2 protein-coding genes and 2 pseudogenes (1 of these 4 cut by a window edge) are annotated in these 2,722 nt (G+C 57.2%); all 4 read left to right on the forward strand.

All coding sequences use genetic code 11. The features are described 5' to 3' along the window. Window positions 1-146: 146 nt before the first annotated feature. Window positions 147-311 (forward strand): hypothetical protein, encoded by a 165-nt coding sequence (locus tag ACMX3H_RS02600; RefSeq protein WP_415209697.1) that lies wholly within the window; start codon window positions 147-149, stop codon window positions 309-311. Between the two features lie 103 nt (window positions 312-414). Beyond that, window positions 415-855 (forward strand): annotated as a pseudogene (locus ACMX3H_RS02605) (TraB/GumN family protein); the annotation flags it as partial. A gap of 78 nt (window positions 856-933) precedes the next feature. Further along, a complete protein-coding gene (gene ybaK, locus ACMX3H_RS02610) occupies window positions 934-1,416 on the forward strand; it encodes a Cys-tRNA(Pro)/Cys-tRNA(Cys) deacylase YbaK (protein WP_415209698.1) in 483 nt (160 codons plus the stop codon). A 381-nt stretch (window positions 1,417-1,797) separates the two neighbouring features. Beyond that, window positions 1,798-2,722 (forward strand): annotated as a pseudogene (gene ybaL, locus ACMX3H_RS02615) (YbaL family putative K(+) efflux transporter) (it continues 760 nt past the right edge of the window).

A 2,722-nucleotide genomic window follows, 5' to 3' on the forward strand; every position in this document is an offset into this window, starting at 1 on the left:
TCCAGTCAGGGTGTTTCTTTAGCCTGTGTTAAAAAAGTGACATGAGTACAGTAGTTAGTATCAAATAAGTTGCTTTTGTGTTTTTTTTGAGCGTATCAAAAATTTTGCCTTTCAGTATCAAATGATTTGCCGCGCAATACGGGATTTTGTTTCCCTTTACCGGCATGCTGCTCAGTCCGGTGGTGGCGGGCGCGGCCATGGAGCTCTCCTCCATTACCGTAGTAAGCAACGCCAACCGGCTCATCCGCTTCAAACCCGCCCCCGCCGTCGACGCCGGCGCGCGGGTGAAACAGGCGGCGGCAGATTCCTGACCGTCCCTCCGTCGCTTCATGCTACCCTTAGCCAACAAATGAGCACCGGAGCGATAGGCATGAGAAAGGTATTACGGCGCTTGGCGGTCTGCCCCCCTAGCACGTGGCCCTGCTGCTGCAATCGCGCCAGGCGGAGCGGCTGGGTTTAAGCGCCGATTTCGGCATCGATTATCAATTAATCCAGGCCGCGCGCGCCAATGACCAACCGGTCATCGAACAGGAGGGGCTGGAGGAAAAGCTGGCGCTACTGCGGCGGCTGCCGGATCAGGGCGTGGCGCTGCTGGCCGATACCCTGACGCATTGGCATACCAACGCGCGCCTGCTGCAGGTGATGATCGGCTGGTGGCTGGAGAGTCGGCCGGTGGACGTCCGCCAGGCATTTCCCTCCACCTTCAGTCAGGATCTGTACAGCTACCTGATGACCGATCGCAATCATCGCTGAAAATCCACGCTGCAACAATTGCCGCCGGGCACCTATGTGGTAGCGGTAGGCGCCTTGCATCTTTACGGCGCTGATAATCTGCCGGGTCTGCTGCGGCAATGAACGCCGTCGCGGATCATTTACCCGTTGCGCCGCTTGCGCTACCCTGAACGCCTGAACTTCTGTTATCAGGACCCTGTCATGACGCCCGCGGTCACGTTATTGGAAAAAAAACGTATTCCTTTTATCCTGCATACCTACGAGCACGATGCCAACGAAACCCATTTTGGTGAGGAGGTGGTGCAAAAACTGGGGCTGAGCGCCGATCGCGTTTATAAGACCCTGCTGGTCTGCCTGAACGGGGAAGCGCGGCAGCTGGCGGTGGCGGTCACCCCTGTTTCGCTGCAGTTGGATTTGAAGAAAGTCGCGCGCGCCCTTGGCGCCAAAAAAGCGGAAATGGCCGATGCGCAGCTAGCGCAGAAAACCACCGGTTACCTGGTCGGCGACATCAGCCCGCTGGGCCAGAAAAAACGCCTGCCGACGGTCATTGATGCGCCGGCCCAGGCCTTCTCTACAATGTTTGTTTCGGGCGGCAAGCGCGGCCTGGATATCGAGCTGGCGCCGGCGGATTTGCAAAAGTCGTTGGATGCCCTGTTTGCCGATATCGCCAAACGCGAGGTCTAACCCCAGATCCTATCCTTTTCAGGCGCAGGCGGCGTCAATGACCGCCGCTCACGCTGCGTCACCGTTTTAACGCCTTGTCGCCGCAGTTAAACGGCGGGAAATGCGCCATTGTGGGCCAGAATTACCGAAAGAGCGGCCTTTTTGCTGTCCGTAGCGAAATTTTATTGCGCTGCGCGTGGCGGCAACGCAAAATCCGGCCGCAGCGCCAGGCTCGCCGGTAGTCGGCGACGCATGAATTGCCTTGAGAAATGGCGCGTTACCGTTTTTTTCCTTCATTTCATTTTATTTGTCAATTTTAAGTAAAAAAACGTTCACTCATAGGCAAGATCCCCTAAACTGAATATGTAACACTTTGTATCAACCGATGACAGAGGAGTCCTGATGCATCATGCCACGCCGCTCATCAATACCATTGTAGGAGGGCTCGTCCTGGCATTTTTGCTGGGGATAGCAGCAAATCGGTTGCGTATTTCTCCTTTGGTGGGATATTTGGCCGCCGGCGTGCTGGTTGGTCCCTTTACTCCCTGGTTCGTCGCCGATACTTCGTTGGCGCCTGAGCTGGCAGAGCTTGAGGTGATCCTGCTGATGTTCGGCGTCGGGCTACATTTCTCCTTAAAAGATCTCATGGCGGTGAAACACATCGCCATTCTGGGCGCTATCGCGCAAATTGCGGTGGCGACGCTGCTGGGCATGGTCTTTTCCTCCGTCATGGGCTGGACTTTACTCAACGGTCTGGTGTTTGGCCTGTGCCTGTCCACCGCCAGTACCGTGGTGGTGGTGCGCGCTCTGGAGGAACGGCAGCTGATTGACAGCCGCCGCTGCCAAATCGCCATCGGTTGGCTTATGTTGAAGATTTAGTCATGGTGCTGACGCTGGTGCTGTTGCCCGCTTTCGGCGATATCCTGGGCACCCAGGGTACCGGCAGCACGCAACTCTGGCGCAAGCTGGCGTTGAGCATCGGTAAAGTGGTCGCCTTTATTACCCTGATGATTGTGGYGGGCCGCCGGCTGGTGCCGTGGGTGCTGGCCAAGAGCGCCAGCACCGGYTCTCGTGAATTGTTCACCCTCGCCGTACTGGCGTTGMCGYTGGGCATTGCTTTCGGCGCGGTAGAGCTCTTCGGCGTCTCCTTTGCCCTCGGCGCCTTTTTCGCCGGCGTGGTGTTAAACGAATCMGAACTCAGCCATCGCGCCGCTCACGATACGCTGCCGCTGCGCGACGCCTTTGCGGTATTGTTTTTTGTCTCGKTGGGCATGCTGTTCGACCCCACTATTCTGCTGCGCGAGCCGCTGGMGRYSCTGGCSANNNT

Origin of the sequence: Sodalis sp. (in: enterobacteria) (genome assembly GCF_047607725.1) — a bacterium.
In the GTDB taxonomy this organism is placed as follows: domain Bacteria; phylum Pseudomonadota; class Gammaproteobacteria; order Enterobacterales; family Enterobacteriaceae; genus JBLKSS01.